We start from the raw sequence: 17,252 nt of genomic DNA, 5'->3' as shown, positions 1-17,252 counted from the left end.
AATGGAATATTGGCGAATCAAATAATGAAATAAAACATTAAAGAAGACTTAGAGTAATAAAAAAGAAAGATATTAGGTAATTCAATAAATCGAAAGGTGGTGTTTAAAGATGACAATTAAGGAAGTTGAAGAAAAAACTGGACTCTGTAAGTTTCTTATATATATGGGGAGGAAATGTTACATGGGGAATTATTACCATTGCTTGTTTGCTAATTGCAATCATAGCATTTCCAAAACTGCCAGCTCAAATTCCTGTGCAATGGAATAATGGTGTAGCCAATAGTGTAGATAAAAAATTTATTTATGCTTATCCAATTATTTGTGTTGTGTTCAGATTTATTTTACGCTCATTTATATGTAGATGGTTACAAATACGAGCTTTCTATAGTGACACTATTGCAGATTATTTGACGAACTTTTTATGTTTTGTAGCTTTATCCGTAGAAGTATTCTCAATATTTTTTGTCTACAATATTGTCAAGAACGTTACAGTTATTCTTTTTATAGATACCTGTGTATTTATTATTTTATTACTAATAGGATGGAATAAAATATACCAAAAAAACAAGCAACTCTCAAAAAATGAGTAAGGAATGAACTTGCTTTCTATAAAGAGTTTGAGGTACGTTCAAGATACATTTTTCATGCTGATGAAGTAAGGTAAAAGCAAAAGCTTACTTTAGCATCATGGGTTTAAATTCTGATAGCGGAATAAAAAAGAATGCCAGAATTGATAAAAACATAGTGTTTATGAGGATTCTGGCATTTTGCATATTCAGATTCAAAAACTTTGCTTATTGAGAATTAGTGGAAAAATGTTATTTTTATTAAAAAAGCTACTAATTTAGACTTCAATCTCTAGATATTATCTAAAAAAGATAAGAAATCAACTTTGTATATTTTCTTTGGTCTACCTCTTTGATTATCCAGCTTTGTGTTTACAATAGTTGCGATACCAGCCTTATATAAGATACTTAAGATTCTATTTGCACTCCTAAGAGTTATATTCATATAGTCTGATAATATTTCCGCTGATACATTATTTGAATTTCTATCATTAATCATACTCATAATTTTAGATACATTTACATTAGATAAAGGAATGAAAGAAGCAACTTTATTGGCTATTGAACTTTCTTCAAGGTCATTAGAATTTTTATTTGAATATAAAGGTCCTATTATATTATTAGTGTCATTTACTATAAATGTGCAATTTCCACCTAGAGAAGCTGATTTACTATTTGCCTGACGAGCGTTCTGTTCTGCATGAATATTTGTGTTGCCAATTCCCCAACCAATATTTAAGCTATACTTAATTTCTTTTAAGTCTTCTGAAATAAAAAATTCTGTATAGTCCTTAGTCATATTATTTAGCATTTCTTTAGTAGTATGTATTTCTATTTTCATGTCATTTTTTTTGACTTGAACTCCATAGAATCCATTTGTTGATAAAGAATTTAAGATAGTGTTGTATATTTGATTTTGTATCTCATCATTTTTAAATATTAGGTCATCATTTATATACTCTGAGCTATTTATTGTAATTATACAAGTTGCAGATTTATTTTTATCCAAATTTTTCAATGTTATTTCGTTTATCACAGATTTAAATGTGTTTAAGATTGATTCTGTAGAGGGAACCATGTAAATGCAATTATATCCCAATCTATTTAATTCGCAGCTTATGACATAGTTTCGAGTAAAGGAAATGTTAATTTTATTGTTTTTTAATAAGTCAAGGTGTATCTCTAATAATTTGTCATTTAATTTTTTGAAATCATATACAGGCTGTGGAATATTGAAATCTTTGATTGTATATGGGCAATTATTAGAATCCATCAAGGAATATATATCATAATAATTGTTATCTTCTCTTAAAAAATCCATAAATGATTTTGTAAAATCAATGTCTTTTTGACTGTTTAAAAGTTTAAATAAGTATTTGTAAAAGTCTCTTTCATCAAGTTTTAAGAAGTTTATAGGTACTTTTATATTCTCTATTTTTAGTGTCAATTCACTATATGGTATTATACCACTACAAACAAAGGCATCAAAATTATCTACTTGTTCATTGTATATTCTTAGTAAATCATTAAAATAATTTTTACCTTTAAGTTCAATAAATGTAACTTCACAAACATCTTTTAATTCTTCAAGTACATGTTTAAAATTATCTGACAGAAAATAAGATGCTGTTAAAAAACCAATCTTATATTTCATAAAGCCTCCATTAAAATTTATAAAGTCTTGTAACTAATTGCCGATTTATATCCTCATTTTATAATAGTAGATAAAAAGAGTCAATTTATTTTTACCGTCTAAAAATAAATGCAAGAAAAATCAGAAAATATAGAAAATACTGAAAAAATGTTGACTGACGGAAAAAAATATGTTATTTTGTAATTAAGGACTAGTCTTTTAAAATTTCTAAAAATGTGAACCTTATTTTTAAGACAAAATTATATTTTTTATAAAATAAAGGAGGATATTATGAGCACATATTTAAATGATATTTCTAAATTTGTTGATGAAAATAGAGAAGAAATAATTTCTTTATGGAAAGATATTGTTAATACTGAGAGTTATACAAATTGCAAAGAAAGTGTAAATATATTAGCTGAAAAATTAAAGACTGAATTTGAAAAAGAAGGTTTAGATTGTAATTTAATAGATGTTGGAAACAATGGTAATACATTAGTAGGTACACTTGGTTCTAATAGAAATGGAAAACCAATAATTTTTTCAGGTCATATGGATACTGTCTTTGAAATAGGTACATTTGGAGAAAATCCATTTAAGATAGAAGAAGGAAAAGCTTATGGACCAGGTGTTTTGGATATGAAAGGTGGAATAGTAATTTCTTTATATGTAATCAAGGCTTTAAATAAAATAGGATATAATGAAAGACCAATAAAAATAGTATTTTCAGGAGATGAGGAGACAGGGCATAGGGATTCAGCAGGTGGAGAAATTATGCTAAAAGAAGGACAAGGTGGTCTTTGTGCATTCAATATGGAAACTGGATTAGTAGATAATAGCTTATGTGTAGGTAGAAAAGGAAGAATTGGATGTAATGTACATGTAAAAGGCGTAGAAACACATGCAGGAAATGACTTTGAAGGTGGAAGAAATGCAATAGAAGAAATGGCTAATAAAATATTAAAAATACAAAGATTAACAAATCTTGAACTTGGAACTACAGTTACTGTAAGTGTTATTAAAGGTGGAAGAGTACCAAATTCTATTCCACAAGATTGTAATATAGAAATAGATATTAGATTTGAAAAAGTTGAAGAAGCAGAAAATGTTAAAAAAAGAATTGAAGAAATCTGTAAAGAAACTTATATAGAGGGTACTTCTACAGAAGTTAAGATTGTCAATGAAATGATGGCATTTGAAACTACAGAAGATGTTATGAAATTTTATGAGTTTGTAAATACAGTGTCAAAAGAAAATGGCTTTGGAGAAATAAATGCTAAAAAACTTGGAGGAAGTTCAGATGCCAGTTATTTAACTATTGGAAAAGTTCCTACAATATGTTCATTTGGTGTAAAGGGAGAATGGAATCATACATCGAGAGAATATGCATTAGTTGATTCTATGTTTGAAAGGGTAAAATTAATTTCTGAAGTTATTTTAAATTTGGATAAATTTGAAATATAAAAGGAGGATTTAATATGGACACAACGGATAGAGAGAATAAAGTAACATGGAAAGGGTATGTGTCTTTATTTATATTGATAATACTATTTTCTGGAATTTTTCAGAATGGACAAGGATTTCTAAAAGCATTAGATTTTGCTAACTTAACTGGTTCATTTGGTACTATCTCAGACGGTATAAACTTTATGGGAAAAGGTGGTACTGGTGCAAAAGATGGATTTTTATTTGCACTTACTCTAATACCAACTGTATGTTTTGCTGTAGGACTTATTGATGTGGTGGAATCTATGGGAGGAATGCAAGCTGCATCAAAGATATTTAATCCATTACTTAAACCATTACTTGGCATACCTGGAGTAGCTGGTATAGCGTTTGTATCTTCATTTACTAGTTCAGATGTAGCTTCAATAATGACAAAAGGATTATATGAAAGTGGAGAAATAACAGATGATGAAAGAACTATATTTGTAGCTTATCAATATGCTGGTTCAGCAGTTATATTAAATACAATAAATACTCAAGCTCCACTTTTACCAATAGCATTATTGGCAATAGGTCCGATAATACTTATAGAGATATTCTGTAAGATGCTTGGAGCTAATTTAGTTAGATTAATTATAAAAATGAAAAATAAAAAGAAGAAGGAGGTTGCGTAGTATGAGTCAACAAACTTCTGGAAATACAATTGCAAATAATAAAGTTAAGAAAACTATTGTTGAAACTTTTATGGGAGGAGCAAAAAAAGGTTTTTACATAGGAGTTGAACAAATATTACCAGCCATGGTAATGGGATATGTAATAGTACAGTTTCTACAATTAACTGGCTTGGTTGATATTTTAGGAAGTATTTTTGGTCCAGTAATGGGTATTTTTGGATTACCTGGGGAATCAGTTGTAGTCTTGATAGCAGCTTTCTTTGCTAAGGCAGCAGGAGCAGCAACAGCTGCAAACTTATTTGCACAAGGTCTAATTACTGCACCACAAGCAACTATATTAATTATGCCATGTATGCTAATGGGTACTCTAGTTGGTCATTATGCGAGAATAGTACTTGTAGCAAATGCTAGTACTAAGTATAGAATGTTGTTGTTGGCAGTTCCTATATTTGATGCAGTAGTGGGAATGTTGATAGTAAGAGTTTTACTTACTGTTATGGGACTAATGTAAAAAAAATAAAATTATGACTTAATTATAAAGTGTGTATAAGAATTAATATATACAAGAATTGATGTACAGCAATTAATATATAGTAATTAATATGTATATTAATTAAAAAAGAAGTTTACTAAAAATTTATTTTGGTAAACTTCTTTTAAATTTATATTTCTAGAATTTATATTTTTCTTTTTACAACATTAACATTAATTTTAGACTAAATATACTTTCATGCTAATATCAAAATAAATGTATTTTTAAAGTACAATATGTTTTGAATTTTCGCGTATATCTACTTCAATGACTTTTTCTATTGTATCTCCTCTAAAGCCTAGTAAATTACTAGTTAAGTTTGCAGTAGAACAAGAGTGATTAGGTATAATTCTTATTCTATCACCTATTTTTATATCAGTTTCTCCATTTACTTTAATTTTACCAACTTCTTCTGAAAGTGAATCAATAGTAAGTTCTGGATGCTCACAAACTCTACCATATCCAACAATACTACTATTTCCATGTGCACCCTTATCTAATCCAAGACATTTACTTCCGCAATCAACTAAATAATATCCATTACTATTTTTTGAGATTACAGTACATACAACAGTAAGAGCACACATCTTTTCAGTAGCACATCCTAGACCTATTTGTATAGCATCATAATATACATAGTTTCCAGGTCTTACAGCAGTGATAGTTTTAGAAGCAGCCTCAGTTTCAACTGTTGGAGTGCTTCCAGAAGCTACAATATCTATATTAAAGCCATTATCAGTTAATAATTTAGATGCTTTCTCCATAGTAGAATCTTCTTGAATACAAACATCTGGCACACCTTCTGGAGAACTACAACCGTATACTTGACCTGGATGTGAGCTTATTCCAACAATATTTATACTTTCTAGTTTTGAAATTTCAGTAGCAAGTTCGACTACTTTTTCTGGTTCAACACCAAAACGGTGTAATCCGCAATCTACAATAAGAAGTAGTTTACATTCAATTTTAGCTAGAGAAAAAGCCCTACTGTAAGCTTTTGCACATTCTATATTATCTGTAGCACATATTAAATTTATTTTTGAAGCCATAGTTACTACCCTGTTTATATTTGCATCTCCCATGTAAGGGTAAGCCAACATAATATCTTTAAAGCCAGCATTTATCAAAGCTTCAGCTTCATCAAGAGTTCCAACAAGAAATCCAGCAGCACCTGCATCTTTTTGAAGTTTTGCAATATATGTGCTTTTATGCGTTTTAAGCATAGGCCAAAGCTGTTTGTTGTTCTTTGTACAAATTTGTTGTATTGTATTTATATTTTCTTCTAACTGGTCTAAATCTAGTAAAAAGCTTGGTGTAGCAATTTCTGAAATTTTCATGTTGTTTACCACCTTTCAATAAAAGTAAAATCAATCATAGGTCTTGATTTTATGATATTAATAAAATATTATGATAAGATTAGTTCTATAATATAAATATCTTCTAATTATATTATAGAACTAGTATGAATTTAGAGCAATATTTATTTAGATTAATTAGAATTTTCAATATATTTATTAGCTGTAAAATTATGTGATTATTAAACTGTATATATAATAATGTTTTACTTTGTGGTTTTACTTAAAACTGTTTGAGTTTTATTTAATAGGGTATTTTAAGTGAGTGAAAATTTTGTTTTAGCATAAAAAACTTATATTATAAATTTTGGAGGTAATAAATATGAGAAAAGTAGTACTTTATATTGCAATGAGTTTAGATGGTTATATAGCAGAAGAAGATGGTAGTGTAGCTTTTTTAGATGAAGTAGCTTCAGATTCTCAACAAGAAGACTATAATACTTTTTACGATACAATTGGTACAGTTATTATGGGAAATTCAACATATACACAAATAATAAATGAACTAAGCCCAAATGAATGGTTTTATGAAGGGAAAGAATGTTATGTGTATTCAAAGACTACTAGTGGAGTTACTGAAAATGTAAAGTATACAAATTTGGAACCTAAAAAACTAATTGAACAAATTAGAGCAGAGAAAGAAGGAAAAGATATCTGGATAATTGGAGGAAGTGAAATAGTAGAATTATTTATAAAAGATAATCTAATTGATGATTATTTTGTATATGTATTGCCAACAATATTAGGTAGAGGAATTCCATTATTTAAAACTGGAATACAGAGAACAAATTTAAATCTTAAAAAAGTTAGTAATTTAGAACAACTTGTAAAATTAGAATATAGTAAAAAACAAGTATAAAGTATGTGCTGGCTTGTTATCATTTTATAAAATAAAGTATTTAAAAACTTAAATTATATATGAATTGACATTACTTGTCAAATATGGTAACATATAAGCGACTTATCGGAGGGTGTATTAGAAAGAATATGCTGGAGAAGAGAGTGCACTAACTCTTTTCTCCTTTTTTTATAAAAGCAAGTATTCATAAGCTTGGTATTATTACATAATAATTACACTGTCTCAAAAATTTAGAAAGGAGTAGAATATGAAATTAATTTTAAATTATTTAAAAAATTATAAGTTATTAATAGGATTAAATATACTGGCTATATTTAGTTTTGCATTAGTTGAATTAGGTATACCAACAATAATAGCTAAAATAATTGATAATGGTATTGCAAATCAAAACACAACTTACATAAAACAAATGGGAATAGTAATAGTTGTTATTTCTATTATAGGAGTTGTAGGTAGTGTATTATTGGGTTATTGTTCTGCAAAAATATCAACAGGAGTAACTAGAGATATAAGAAATGATATATTTAAAAAATCTCAAGAGTTTTCACACACTGAATACAATAAATTTGGGATTTCTTCAATGATTACAAGAACTACAAATGATGCATTTCAAATTCAACAATTTGTAAATATACTTCTTAGAACAGCTTTATTAACTCCAGTCATGTTTATTATAAGTATAATCATGACAATTAGAACAAGTGTAGAGCTTTCCTTGGTATTAGCTATATCAGTGCCTTTTATAATTATTGGAGTAGCAATAATAGCAAAAGTTTCTCAATCAATATCATCCAAACAACAAAAAGGACTGGATAAACTAAACCTTATATCAAGAGAAAATTTAACTGGAATAAGGGTAATCAGAGCATTTGGGAATGATGACTATGAGACAAAAAGATTTGAAGAAACAAATACATATTATGCTAATGTTTCTAAAAAATTGTTTAAACTTATGTCAATTACTCAACCCGCATTCTTTTTACTATTAAATATAGCTGTTTTAGCTGTGTTTTGGATTTCCAGTGAGAAAATAAATATTGGAGAAATTCAAGTTGGACAATTAGTTGCATTTTTGGAATATCTTTTCCATGCTATGTTTTCAATTATGCTTTTTTCAATGGTATTTATCATGTATCCAAGAGCAGAAGTTTCAGCAAATAGGATAAAAGAAATTTTAGAAGAAGAGCCACTTATAAAAAATCCTAAAAATGGAGTAAAAGATACTGAAAATAAAGGACTTATAGAATTTGACAATGTAACATTTACTTATCCAGATGGAGAGGCCTCTGTGCTTAAAGATATTTCGTTTACTGCAAAGACAGGTGAAACAGTTGCCTTTATAGGTAGTACTGGTAGTGGAAAGAGTACTCTAATTAACTTGATACCTAGATTTTATGATGTAACAGAAGGTAGCATTAAGATAAATGGAGTAGATATAAGGGAATATGACTTAAAGGCTTTAAGAAAAAAAATAGGATTTATACCTCAGAAAGCATTGCTTTTTACTGGTAGTATAGCAAATAATATTAGATTTGGTAAAAATAAAGCAGGAACATCAGAATTAGAACATTCAGCCAAAGTTGCACAGGCATATGAGTTTATATCAAAAAAACCTAGAAAATTTGATGAATTAATTAGTGAAGGTGGATCTAATGTATCTGGAGGTCAAAAGCAAAGACTTTCTATTGCCAGAGCTATTATAAGAAAGCCTGAAATATATATATTTGATGATAGCTTTTCTGCGTTAGATTTTAAGACTGATGCAATACTTCGTTCTAAGCTAAAAAAAGAAACAAAAAATGCAATTGTATTGATTGTTGCACAGAGAATTAGCTCAATTATTGATGCTGATAAAATTATAGTACTAAATGAAGGAAAAGTTGTTGGAATGGGAACTCATAAAGAATTATTGAAAAATTGTGAAATATACTATGAAATTGCAACATCTCAGTTGAAAAAGGAGGAATTGGAATAATGAAAAAGTCTAAAGGTTTTAAAAAAACAATTGGTAGACTTCTTCCATTTGTAAAGCAATATAAATTTTCATTTATTATAGCTATTATATGTATAATTTTAGCAGCTACTATGAATGCAATTGCTCCTAAAACAGAGGGATTAATAATAACACAATTAACTAAAGATGTAATTCGTATAGCAAAAGGAATACCAGGAGCATCTGTGAATTTTAACTATGTAGTAAAAATTTTGGCACTCTTAGCATGTATATATGTTGCTAATGCAATTTTTACGTATGCTTCAAGTTTTTTACTTACAAATGCTATTCAAAATACAATGAGAGACTTAAGAAATGAAGTAGAAAATAAGATAAGAAAATTGCCTATTAGTTACTTTGACAGCAATAGTTTTGGAGATGTACTAAGCCGTATATCAAATGATGTAGATACAATATCAAATGCTTTACAGCAGAGTTTTATGCAAATTATCAACTCAATTTTAGTAATAATTTTGGCAATTTCCATGATGTTTACAATTAATGTATATATGGCATTTATAGCTCTTTTTATAATTCCAATTAGTTATTTTGTATCTAAGTTCATAGTAAAAAAATCACAAAATAGATTTTCATTACAACAAAATGCTCTTGGAAAATTAAATGGAAAAGTACAAGAGATGTATACTGGATTTAATGAAATAAAATTATATGGAAAAGAAGAAGACTCTATAGAAGAATTTAAAAAAGTAAATCAAGAACTTTGTGAAAATGGATTTAAGGCACAGTTTATATCAAGTATGATGAATCCAATGGTTTCATTAGTAACTTATTTTGGAATTGCAGCAGTAGCAGTAGTTGGCTCTATATATGCAGTGAGTGGAGGGATAACAGTTGGAAATTTACAAGCATTTGTACGTTACATATGGCAAATAAATCAGCCTCTTTCACAGATGACACAATTATCAACTGTAATACAATCTTCTTTTGCAGCAATAGAGCGTGTATTTGAAATTTTGGATGAAGAAGAGGAAATTCCTGATGTTGAAAATCCAATTAAGATAGAAAATGTACAAGGAAATGTCACATTTGAACATGTAAATTTTGGCTATGGAGAAAGTGAAACTTTAATAGAAGATTTAAATGTAGAAATAAAAAGTGGTCAAATGGTAGCTATTGTTGGCCCTACTGGAGCAGGTAAAACAACATTAATAAACTTATTGATGAGATTTTATGATGTAAAGGGAGGAGCTATTAAAGTTGATGGAGTAGATATTAGAGATATGAGACGTGAAGATTTACGTTCAATGTTTGGAATGGTACTTCAAGATACATGGCTATTTAATGGTACTATTTTTGAAAATATAGAATATGGTAGATTTGGAGCTACTAAGGAAGAAATTATACAAGCAGCAAAAGTAGCAAATGTACATCACTTTATAACTACACTTCCAGATGGATATAATATGTTTTTAAATGAAGAAGCATCTAATATATCGCTTGGAGAAAAACAGCTTTTAACTATAGCTAGAGCCTTTATATCAGACCCTTCGATATTGATATTAGATGAGGCTACTAGCTCTGTTGATACTAGGTTAGAATTGATGCTTCAAAAGGCAATGAGAAATCTTATGAATGGTAGAACTAGTTTTGTTATAGCACATAGACTTTCTACAATTCATAATGCTGATTTGATTTTGGTTATGAATAATGGAAGTATTATAGAGCAAGGTAATCACGATGAATTAATGGAAAAAGGCGGATTTTATGAGAAGCTTTATAATAGCCAATTTGCAGATACAGAATCTGAATAAAAAAATATATGTTTATATAATAGCTATAACTTAAATTACTAATGTTATAATTAAAAAGAGTATCAGCAAAGTTATTTTTTTATAAACTTACTGATACTCTTTAGCTTTAAGCTTAAAATATTTATATTTGACAACTAATCTTGTTATATCTGATAACTAGAATTGCAGTATTTTTCTTTTTTACCTTTTTGTTCTCTGACATATAATAACTCACTTAACTTATTGATGTAATAACAATCGTCACTTATGCGAATTAAACTAGTTAGATAATATCCGTCTTTACTTCGAGGAATTTTTTTGTTTATAGCTAAGTCAATAGCTGTTTTTGCTGCTTCAAAATGTTTTAAATGTGTATGACCTTCTTCAAAATTCTTTCTAGTATTATAAACTACATAACCGTTTTTAACTTGAAAAACTATAAATTCTTTTTTTTCATATATTTTATTAAACATTTAATCAGCCTTTCTCAAGATAGTTTTATAGTATAACAATAGAAGCTTCTAAAAAGTTTTATAAAGAGCATAAATATTATGTAAATTATAAGCCTAAAGACTATAATTTTATAAAGATAAATTTTTTATTACTTATATAATAATTCATAGAAGTTAAAAGTAAATTATCTTTAAGTTAAACAAAAGTAAAATAAAAGACTAGTTATAATATTTATATGAAAAAGTACAAAATATAGTATAAAAATATAGAAAAATTAAATTATTTACTTGCAGTTTCTGGTTCCATAAGTATATTTACCTTGAGATATATTATCATCATGAAAATATATTCTCTCACAAATTTTATCTCCCCATAGAATATTTTTTGTTATTTTATGTGATGTATCTCCTGTAAATACCTCAGCAACAGTGGTATCAGTAACATCACAATAAAGGGATGCAAATTCCTTAAACCAAGGATTTTCTTCAAAGCGTGAAAGCCAGGAAGCTCCATAAGGACAGTGTAACTCTTCAAATTCAGGAACCCAACCTAAAAATGGAACATCAGTTATACTAGCAATATTGTCAGCAATCAATTCATCTCCATTTTCATTGGCTCTTTCTCTCATAGCAATAGCTCTTTCTTCTGATCTTTCAAACAAAACTTTTTTCAATATTTCAGCAGTTTTTTCATTTCCAAATTCCTCAACTAATACTTTGGTAAAATAAAAATATAAATCACCAAAGTGTTTACAGGCCATACGAACTTCTTCAATAGCATAATCTTTGTCGATAGTTTCATTAGTTACAGTATCTTTGTTCAAAAAAATCACTCCTTAAAATAATAGTAGTTACACTATAATTATAGAGTATTTTTTATAAATAAGAAATTGATTTAAGATAAATAAAATTTTAGTAAATATAAATAGATTATTAAAATAATTTATTATTACAAAAATCTTCTAAATTGATGTATTTAGGAGTTTCCATATGAATAAGTGTTGTTTTATAAATATCTTCAGTACATCCGTTAGATATATTATTAAAAATATCTGTATGTTCTTTTAATGTTGTTTCTAGTCTTCCCTCATGTGATAGTGAATCAAGAGCTAATTTTTTTATTCTGTACATATAGCTGTTGAACATCTTATCAAATTCAGTATTTTGAGCATATGAGACGATTGTTGTGTGAAATAGAGTATCGTATTCTGCAAATGTATTTAAATTCTTATCACTTGATACAATGTATTTTTGTTTATCTAAAAGATACTTTAATTTATCTATAGTTTCAATTGCTCTAGGCTCTTTGTATTGACTTGTAATTAAAAAAGTGCAAAACCCTTCTATTGCGGAGCGTATTTGAAATATCTCTACAATTTCATTAGCTGTGATTTGATGAATTTTAAAACCCTTACTTGGAATTATATCTATAAAACCATCTTGACTGAGTCTTTGAAGAGCATCTCTTATAGGCGTTCTTGAGATACCTATTTCACTCGCAAGCTTTGTTTCAGAATATATTTCATTTTCTATTATTTCACCAGATAGTATTAATTCTTTTAAATAGTCATATGCTTGTTCTTGTAATCTTTTAAATGTAGCCATATTTTATACCCCCTAAACAATGTGAAAATACAAAAACTTATATAATGTTAAGAATACAACATAGTAAAATTAAGGTCAATCCTTTGAAATTTAAATTATATATTGGGCGATATAAATAAAGGTTTAGTTGAATGATACTTAATTATTGATAAAAATAATTAATATAAAGAAAAATAATTAATATAAAGTACGATTAAATATAATATGGAAATAGTGTGGATTATTTAACATAAATAGTGTGTATTAAATATGGTAATAAGAGTTGAATTCTATTATAGAAGGCTAAAAAGAATGCTTTATTGTTAAAATAAATACTTTTATATTTTATGTTGACCGGTATACTGGTGTGTAGTATACTTTAAATCATAAAAAACGTTTTCAAAAATGTGAAAATATGGAGGGGTGTATAATGAAGTTAGGATTTATTGGATTAGGAATAATGGGAAAACCAATGGCTAAGAATTTAATAAAAGGTGGATGCAATCTTTTAGTATATGATATTAATAAATCTGCTGTAGATGAGCTTGTATCATATGGTGCAAAATATGCAAGTCTTTCAGAAATAGGTGAAGAGTGTGAAATTGTATTTACAATACTTCCAAATGGAGCCATTGTTCAAGATATATTATTTGGAGCTGATGGTTTAACAAATACTTTAAAAGAGGGCAGTATAATTGTAGATATGAGTTCAGTTACTCCCACAGAATCTATGTCATGTGCAGAAAAATTAAAGCAAATGAACTTAGAATTTATAGATTCACCAGTAAGTGGAGGTGAACCAAAAGCAATTGATGGAACACTTGCTTTTATGGCTGGTGGTAAAGAAGAAGTATATAAAAAAGTAGAGCCATTTTTTAATATAATGGGAAGTTCATCTATTTTAATTGGAGACAATGGCAGTGGAAGTGTTACAAAACTTACAAATCAAGTAATAGTTAATCTTACAATAGCAGCAGTATCTGAAGCATTTGTACTTGCAGCCAAAGCAGGAGCAGACCCAGAAAAAGTGTACAAGGCAATAAGAGGAGGTCTAGCTGGCAGTACAATATTGGATGCAAAAATACCAATGATTATGAATCGTGATTTTAAACCAGGTGGAAAAATATCTATCAATCTAAAAGATATAAAAAATGTAATGCAGACAGCACACAATTTGGATGTGCCACTACCTATGACAAGTCAGCTATTAGAAATTATGCAAACATTAAAAGTACATGGACATTTAGAAGATGACCATGGTGGAATAGCTCAATATTTTGAAAAATTAGCAGGTGTTGAAATAAAAAAACACAATAACTAATGGCAAATATATTGATGGGATAGTAGGTATGTATTATTAAAATTAGATTTAGATTATATTATACAAAGACAATAGAGTTACGGTATCATAATAAAAGAAAAAATAAGGTTAAGAGATAATAAAGTAAATTATAAAGGGGAAAAGATTATGATTACAGGATATGGACTTTTGATAGCATTTATTATATCTATAGGAATTTTGCTTGTGTCGATTATTAAGTTTAAAGTAAATCCATTTTTGGCTTTGCTTATAACATCTATAATTACAGGATTTATGGTTAAGATGCCTATAAATGAAATTTCAACTACAATATCAACTGGATTTGGAAGTACATTAGGTAGTATTGGTATTGTAATTGGGCTTGGAATAATATTTGGAAATATACTTTCAGAATCAAGAGCAACAGAATCTATTGCAAAGGGATTGCTGGCTAGAACTGGAGAAAAAAATAGTGCATTAGCTATAACTACAGCAGGATTTTTAATTTCAATTCCAGTGTTTATGGATGCAGCATTTGTTATAATGATGCCTATAATTAAATATGTTTCAAGAGTAACCAAGAAATCTCTTATGGTTTTTGTGTGTGCATTAGGAGTTGGTACAATAGTAGGTCATGCACTTGTAATACCAACACCAGGGCCTTTAGCTGTTGCAGCAAATGTAAATGCAAATGTAGGCAGTTTTATACTTTATTCCATAATTGTTGCATTTCCAGCAGCTCTTGCAGGAGGATGGATTTATGGAAAACGTTTTGAAAAGTATCCAGCTTATGCAATTGACGAAAATAATAAAGAAAAAAATTTAGAACAAGGAAAAGAGAGTATTGAACTTGAAAATGATAACTCTGATAAAGTGCCAGGTTTTGGAGTTTCTATGTTTTCTTTATTATTTCCAATACTTCTTATACTTGTATCAAACGTATTTAGTATGTTTTTAGAAAAAGGTTCTAAAATGAGTGGAATACTTGCATTTATAGGGGATAAGAATATAGCAATATTGCTTGGAATATTGGTAGCAATAGTATTTTTGAAGAAGTACATAAGTAAGCCTATGGGAGATGTTGTTATTGAAGCTGCTGATTCAGCAGGATTGATATTATTAATAACAGGCTCAGGAGGAGCATTTGGTAGTGTTATAAATGCTAGTGGAATAGGAAACTTCTTAGTTGACACTATGTCTGGACTTAGTATATCAGTTGTGGTACTTGGATTCTTATTAAGTGCATTGCTTAGAATTTCTCAGGGTTCTGCTACTGTAGCACTAGTGACTACATCATCAATTTTAGGACCTACCATTTTAGCAACTGGTATGTCACCAGTTTTAGTAGGGCTTGCTATATGTGCTGGTGGTGTTGGTTTCTCTCTTCCAAATGATTCTGGATTCTGGGTACTTTCAAGATTTAGTGGCTTGTCAGTTAAGGATACTTTAAATTCATGGACAATAGGAGGTACAATTGCTGGTGTTACAGCATTTATAATGGTTTTATTACTTAGTGTTATAAACGGTATTGTACCACTTCCAGGCTTATAAAAAATATAAATACTAAACATAAGCATACTATAATAAATTACATAAAGGGGGATTTTTAGTGAGAGAAGTCAATTCAATTAACATAGATATACTTGATACTTTTAAGACCGTAGATGAAGATAAATTAAATAAATTACTTGTAAATGAACTTAAAAATTTAAATAGAAAGATTATTGTATTAGATGATGACCCAACTGGAGTACAAACAGTTCATGATGTTTCTGTATATACTGATTGGGATAAGAGTAGCATAGAACAAGGCTTTGATGAAGAAAATAGTATGTTTTTTATACTTACTAACTCAAGGGGATTTACAGTTGCTCAAACAACAGAAGTGCATAAGGAAATTTCAAAAAATATTGTGGATATTTCTCAAAAAGTTAATCAAGATTTTATTATTATAAGCCGAAGTGATTCAACAATGAGGGGACATTATCCTCTTGAAACTAATTTGTTGAAAAATGAGGTGGAAAAATTATCAGGGAAACTATTTGATGGTGAAATAATAATGCCATTTTTCAAAGAAGGTGGAAGATTTACCATAGACAATGTACATTATGTAAAAGAAGGAGAGATGCTTGTACCAGCGGGAATGACTGAATTTGCAAAAGATAAATCCTTTGGCTATAAATCTTCCGATATAGGAGAATGGTGTGAAGAAAAAACAAATGGAGAATATAAATCTAGTGATATGATATACGTTTCATTAGAGGAACTTAGAAGTCTAAATATTGATAGTATAACAGAAAAGCTTAAAATGGCTAAGAACTTCAACAAAATCATTGTAAATGCAATAGATTATGTAGATGTAAAGGTATTTACAATTGCGTTTATACGTGCAGTAAATAGTGGTAAAGAATTTATATTTAGAAGCGCTGCTGCTATAACAAAGGTACTTGGTGGGGTAAGTGATAAGGAATTACTTACTAAAGAGGAATTAGTATTAAAAGATAATACTAATGGAGGTATTATACTTGTTGGTTCACATGTAAATAAAACTACTCAGCAACTAGAAGAACTTAAAAATTGTAAGCATCCTATAGAATTTATAGAGTTTAATCAACATTTAGTTTTGCAGGAAAATGGCTTGAAAAATGAAGTAAAAAGAGTTATACAAGTTGTAGAAGAGAAAATAACTAATGGAAAGACTGTTGCTGTGTATACTAGACGTGAGCGTTTTGATTTAGATACGAATGATAAAGATAAACAACTTATGGTTTCTGTAGAAATTTCAGATGCTGTGACTAGTATAGTTGGTATGCTTAATGTAAGACCAAATTTTATTATAGCAAAAGGTGGAATTACATCTAGTGATGTTGGAACTAAGGCACTAAAAGTAAAAAAAGCTACTGTAATGGGTCAAATAAAACCTGGTATACCAGTATGGATGACAGGAGAAGAAAGTAAATTTCCTAATATGCCATATATAATTTTCCCTGGCAATGTTGGAGAAGTTAGCACACTTAGAGAAGCTGTTGAAGTATTAATGGGTTAGAAGAAAATCTTTTATTTCATCATTTCAACAATGAAAAAGAGGCTTATCTCTATTTTGAGAC

General features: G+C 28.5%; 15 protein-coding genes. 10 read left to right on the top strand and 5 right to left on the bottom strand.

Going from position 1 to position 17,252, the window contains the following annotated elements:
• Positions 1-125 precede the first annotated feature (125 nt).
• Entirely contained in the window at positions 126-590 is a 465-nt protein-coding gene (locus tag KGF36_RS06750; RefSeq protein ID WP_227827600.1) for a DUF1648 domain-containing protein, read from the top strand.
• Between the two features lie 268 nt (positions 591-858).
• Here KGF36_RS06750 and KGF36_RS06745 read toward each other — a convergent pair whose 3' ends face one another.
• Positions 859-2,220, bottom strand: coding sequence for a hypothetical protein (locus tag KGF36_RS06745; RefSeq protein WP_227827599.1), 1,362 nt, complete (start codon positions 2,218-2,220; stop codon positions 859-861).
• A gap of 270 nt (positions 2,221-2,490) precedes the next feature.
• Between KGF36_RS06745 and KGF36_RS06740 the strand changes: the two genes are divergently transcribed.
• The 3 genes from KGF36_RS06740 to KGF36_RS06730 are packed head-to-tail and all read left to right on the top strand — an operon-like array spanning position 2,491 to position 4,830.
• Positions 2,491-3,663, top strand: a complete 1,173-nt coding sequence (locus tag KGF36_RS06740; RefSeq protein WP_227854639.1) for a M20 family metallopeptidase — start codon at positions 2,491-2,493, stop codon at positions 3,661-3,663.
• A 14-nt stretch (positions 3,664-3,677) separates the two neighbouring features.
• Positions 3,678-4,319 carry a nucleoside recognition domain-containing protein gene (locus tag KGF36_RS06735; RefSeq protein WP_227827597.1) on the top strand — a complete coding sequence of 214 codons (642 nt, stop codon included), beginning with the start codon at positions 3,678-3,680 and terminating at the stop codon, positions 4,317-4,319.
• A 1-nt stretch (position 4,320) separates the two neighbouring features.
• Positions 4,321-4,830 carry a nucleoside recognition domain-containing protein gene (locus KGF36_RS06730; protein ID WP_227827596.1) on the top strand — a complete coding sequence of 170 codons (510 nt, stop codon included), beginning with the start codon at positions 4,321-4,323 and terminating at the stop codon, positions 4,828-4,830.
• A gap of 245 nt (positions 4,831-5,075) precedes the next feature.
• Here the strand turns inward: KGF36_RS06730 and KGF36_RS06725 are convergent, their stop codons facing one another.
• Positions 5,076-6,188 carry an alanine racemase gene (locus tag KGF36_RS06725; RefSeq protein ID WP_227827595.1) on the bottom strand — a complete coding sequence of 371 codons (1,113 nt, stop codon included), beginning with the start codon at positions 6,186-6,188 and terminating at the stop codon, positions 5,076-5,078.
• Between the two features lie 340 nt (positions 6,189-6,528).
• On the opposite strand from KGF36_RS06725, the gene KGF36_RS06720 reads away from it, so the two are divergent.
• The 3 genes from KGF36_RS06720 (at position 6,529) to KGF36_RS06710 (ending at position 10,830) form a co-directional block, all read left to right on the top strand.
• Positions 6,529-7,065: a dihydrofolate reductase family protein gene (locus KGF36_RS06720; protein WP_227827594.1), complete on the top strand. Its 537-nt coding sequence runs from the start codon at positions 6,529-6,531 to the stop codon at positions 7,063-7,065.
• Between the two features lie 247 nt (positions 7,066-7,312).
• Positions 7,313-9,040 carry an ABC transporter ATP-binding protein gene (locus KGF36_RS06715; RefSeq protein ID WP_227827593.1) on the top strand — a complete coding sequence of 576 codons (1,728 nt, stop codon included), beginning with the start codon at positions 7,313-7,315 and terminating at the stop codon, positions 9,038-9,040.
• Positions 9,040-10,830, top strand: coding sequence for an ABC transporter ATP-binding protein (locus tag KGF36_RS06710; RefSeq protein WP_227854638.1), 1,791 nt, complete (start codon positions 9,040-9,042; stop codon positions 10,828-10,830). The genes KGF36_RS06715 and KGF36_RS06710 overlap by 1 nt, the downstream gene beginning before the upstream one ends.
• 143 nt (positions 10,831-10,973) lie before the next feature.
• On the opposite strand, the gene KGF36_RS06705 is transcribed toward KGF36_RS06710, so the two are convergent.
• The 3 genes from KGF36_RS06705 to KGF36_RS06695 form a co-directional block, all read right to left on the bottom strand.
• Positions 10,974-11,282 (bottom strand): hypothetical protein, encoded by a 309-nt coding sequence (locus KGF36_RS06705; protein WP_227827591.1) that lies wholly within the window; start codon positions 11,280-11,282, stop codon positions 10,974-10,976.
• A 263-nt stretch (positions 11,283-11,545) separates the two neighbouring features.
• Positions 11,546-12,094 (bottom strand): hypothetical protein, encoded by a 549-nt coding sequence (locus KGF36_RS06700; protein ID WP_227827590.1) that lies wholly within the window; start codon positions 12,092-12,094, stop codon positions 11,546-11,548.
• 100 nt (positions 12,095-12,194) lie between these two features.
• Complete coding sequence (locus tag KGF36_RS06695) at positions 12,195-12,866, bottom strand: GntR family transcriptional regulator (RefSeq protein WP_227827589.1); 672 nt, start codon at positions 12,864-12,866, stop codon at positions 12,195-12,197.
• Between the two features lie 409 nt (positions 12,867-13,275).
• Between KGF36_RS06695 and garR the strand changes: the two genes are divergently transcribed.
• The 3 genes from garR to KGF36_RS06680 all read left to right on the top strand — a co-directional run bounded on the left by garR (position 13,276) and on the right by KGF36_RS06680 (position 17,191).
• Complete coding sequence (gene garR, locus KGF36_RS06690; RefSeq protein ID WP_227827588.1) at positions 13,276-14,166, top strand: 2-hydroxy-3-oxopropionate reductase; 891 nt, start codon at positions 13,276-13,278, stop codon at positions 14,164-14,166.
• Positions 14,167-14,313: 147 nt separating this feature from the next.
• Positions 14,314-15,696 (top strand): gluconate:H+ symporter, encoded by a 1,383-nt coding sequence (locus tag KGF36_RS06685; RefSeq protein WP_227827587.1) that lies wholly within the window; start codon positions 14,314-14,316, stop codon positions 15,694-15,696.
• A 58-nt stretch (positions 15,697-15,754) separates the two neighbouring features.
• Positions 15,755-17,191, top strand: coding sequence for a four-carbon acid sugar kinase family protein (locus KGF36_RS06680; RefSeq protein ID WP_227850216.1), 1,437 nt, complete (start codon positions 15,755-15,757; stop codon positions 17,189-17,191).
• Positions 17,192-17,252: the final 61 nt, after the last annotated feature.

It is taken from the genome of Clostridioides sp. ZZV14-6009 (genome assembly GCF_020658095.1).
GTDB lineage: Bacteria > Bacillota > Clostridia > Peptostreptococcales > Peptostreptococcaceae > Clostridioides.
This window is presented reverse-complemented; position numbering and strand designations above follow the sequence as displayed.

Excerpts from the sequence above, each read along its gene's own strand:
- KGF36_RS06745 (WP_227827599.1), bottom strand. The coding sequence starts at position 2,220 with ATGAAATATAAGATTGGTTTTTTAACAGCATCTTATTTTCTGTCAGAT.
- KGF36_RS06740 (WP_227854639.1), top strand. The coding sequence starts at position 2,491 with ATGAGCACATATTTAAATGATATTTCTAAATTTGTTGATGAAAATAGA.
- KGF36_RS06735 (WP_227827597.1), top strand. The coding sequence starts at position 3,678 with ATGGACACAACGGATAGAGAGAATAAAGTAACATGGAAAGGGTATGTG.
- KGF36_RS06730 (WP_227827596.1), top strand. The coding sequence starts at position 4,321 with ATGAGTCAACAAACTTCTGGAAATACAATTGCAAATAATAAAGTTAAG.
- KGF36_RS06725 (WP_227827595.1), bottom strand. The coding sequence starts at position 6,188 with ATGAAAATTTCAGAAATTGCTACACCAAGCTTTTTACTAGATTTAGAC.
- KGF36_RS06720 (WP_227827594.1), top strand. The coding sequence starts at position 6,529 with ATGAGAAAAGTAGTACTTTATATTGCAATGAGTTTAGATGGTTATATA.
- KGF36_RS06715 (WP_227827593.1), top strand. The coding sequence starts at position 7,313 with ATGAAATTAATTTTAAATTATTTAAAAAATTATAAGTTATTAATAGGA.
- KGF36_RS06710 (WP_227854638.1), top strand. The coding sequence starts at position 9,040 with ATGAAAAAGTCTAAAGGTTTTAAAAAAACAATTGGTAGACTTCTTCCA.
- KGF36_RS06705 (WP_227827591.1), bottom strand. The coding sequence starts at position 11,282 with ATGTTTAATAAAATATATGAAAAAAAAGAATTTATAGTTTTTCAAGTT.
- KGF36_RS06695 (WP_227827589.1), bottom strand. The coding sequence starts at position 12,866 with ATGGCTACATTTAAAAGATTACAAGAACAAGCATATGACTATTTAAAA.
- garR (WP_227827588.1), top strand. The coding sequence starts at position 13,276 with ATGAAGTTAGGATTTATTGGATTAGGAATAATGGGAAAACCAATGGCT.
- KGF36_RS06685 (WP_227827587.1), top strand. The coding sequence starts at position 14,314 with ATGATTACAGGATATGGACTTTTGATAGCATTTATTATATCTATAGGA.